General features: G+C 59.6%; 1 protein-coding gene and 1 pseudogene. One reads left to right on the top strand and one right to left on the bottom strand.

Annotated features, from left to right (window positions below; translation table 11 throughout):
• Positions 1-37: 37 nt before the first annotated feature.
• Positions 38-1,246 carry a D-mannonate dehydratase ManD gene (manD, locus tag HLUSI_RS0125815; protein WP_016836673.1) on the bottom strand — a complete coding sequence of 403 codons (1,209 nt, stop codon included), beginning with the start codon at positions 1,244-1,246 and terminating at the stop codon, positions 38-40.
• A 306-nt stretch (positions 1,247-1,552) separates the two neighbouring features.
• Between manD and HLUSI_RS32140 the strand changes: the two are divergent.
• Positions 1,553-1,896: pseudogene (locus HLUSI_RS32140) on the top strand (GntR family transcriptional regulator); the annotation flags it as partial.
• Between the last annotated feature and the right edge of the window lie 14 nt (positions 1,897-1,910).

Consider the following 1,910-nt stretch of genomic DNA (forward strand, 5'->3'; position numbering starts at 1 on the left):
ACGCACGGCGTGCGGCATTGCAGGGAGCGAACCGTGCTTACCAGTTCCACACCGTGCCGTCGCGCAGGCGGCAGGTCGGCAGATAGGCGCGTTCATACGGGAATTTGAGCGCAGCCGATTCGTCGATGTCCACGCCCAGGCCCGGCGCATCCGGCAGCACCAGGTAACCCTTGTCGAAGTAGTAGCCGTGCGGGAACACGGCGTCGGTTTCCGGCGTGTGGCGCATGTACTCCTGGATGCCGAAATTCGGCACCCACATATTGAAGTTGAGCGCCGCCGCCATGCTCACCGGCGACAGATCGGTGGCGCCGTGGCAGCCGGTATGCACCTGGTACAGCGAGGCCAGATCGGCGATGCGGCGCAGATGCGTGATGCCGCCGGCGTGAACCACGGTAGTGCGGATGTAGTCGATCAGCTGGTTCTGGATCAGCTCCTTGCAATCCCAGATCGAGCTCATGATCTCGCCCACGGCCAGCGGTGTGGTGGTGTGCTGGCGGATCAGTTTGAACGCTTCCTGATTCTCGGCCGGGGTGGCGTCTTCCATCCAGAACAGCTTGAACTGCTCCAGCGATTTGCCCAGCTGCGCTGCTTCGATCGGCTTGAGGCGATGATGGCAATCGTGCAGCAGATGGTGATCGCTGCCGTACTTGACGCGCACCTTCTCGAACAGGTCGGGCGTGTGGCGCAGGTACAGCGGCGTGTCCCAGATTTCTTCGTCGGGCAGGCCCTTGTCGGCCGGCTCGTAGTACATGTTGCCCTTGCCGACGCCGTAGGCCTTGTCCAGCCCTGGTACGCCCGACTGCACGCGGATCGCCTTGTAACCCATGTCGATGTAGTGGCCGACGGCGTCCAGCGCCTCGGCATGGTCGCGGCCGTTGGCGTGGCCGTAGACCATCACGGCGTCGCGGCTCTTGCCGCCCAGCAGCTGGTAGACCGGCAGGTTGGCGGCCTTGCCCTTGATGTCCCACAGCGCCATGTCGACGGCGGCGATCGCGGTCATGGTGACCGGGCCGCAGCGCCAGTAGCCGCCGCGATACAGGTATTGCCAGGTGTCTTCGATGCGCGAGGCATCGCGACCGATCAGGCAGGGAATGATGTGGTCTTCAAGATAGGATTTGACCGCGAGTTCGCGTCCATTGAGGGTGGCGTCGCCAATACCGTAAATGCCCTGGTCGGTTTCTATTTTGAGTGTGACGAAGTTGCGGCCCGGGCAGGTCACGATGACCTTGGCGCTGAGGATCTTCATGGATGCGATTTCCTTGTCTCGGTGTGGAACGGTCCGGTGTGTGCCGGGCGCCCCGCTGTTCTGGGTGAAAAATAAATTTGGTCTAACCAATATTGATTATGGCATTCCAATTTGCTTGTTGCAATACCGGTGTCAGTGGGATCGCCCGCCGGCGTTTGTTTTTAAGCCACAGATTGGTCTGCATAATCGTTGACATGGTTAGACCAAAATGAGAGTATCGCTGAAATTGGTAAGCCACTGTTTGCTTTGAACGCTGCTTTTCTATACAGTGGATAGACCAATTTAAAGTAAAAAAAGAGGGTGTTTATGGCAGATCGTCAGAGTCGATCATCAGCCGCAAATGTGGATACGGCAGTAAAGGCAGTTAAAAAAGCAGCGCGTTCAGAATTGTTGGAACCAGTTTCAGCGCCGGAGCGCTCGTATCAGCGGCTGGCGGAGCAGATTGCAGATCTGATCCTGCAGGGCGAGTTCAAGGTCGGCGAACGCCTGCCTTCCGAGCGCAGCCTGGCGAAGCGATCATCGCGCTGGAAGTGCAGGGACTGGTGGAAGTGCGCGGCGGTTCGGGGATCTATGTGTGCGACGCGGCGACCAAGCCGGTCGGCTTCATTCCCGATGGCGGCGCCGGCCCGTTCGAATTGTTGCGCGCGCGCTAATGTATATGCTG

This window comes from Herbaspirillum lusitanum P6-12, from assembly GCF_000256565.1.
Lineage (GTDB): Bacteria > Pseudomonadota > Gammaproteobacteria > Burkholderiales > Burkholderiaceae_D > Herbaspirillum > Herbaspirillum lusitanum.

Bases quoted from the DNA above. Each gene is read 5' to 3' on its own strand.
- manD (WP_016836673.1), bottom strand. From the start codon at position 1,246: ATGAAGATCCTCAGCGCCAAGGTCATCGTGACCTGCCCGGGCCGCAAC.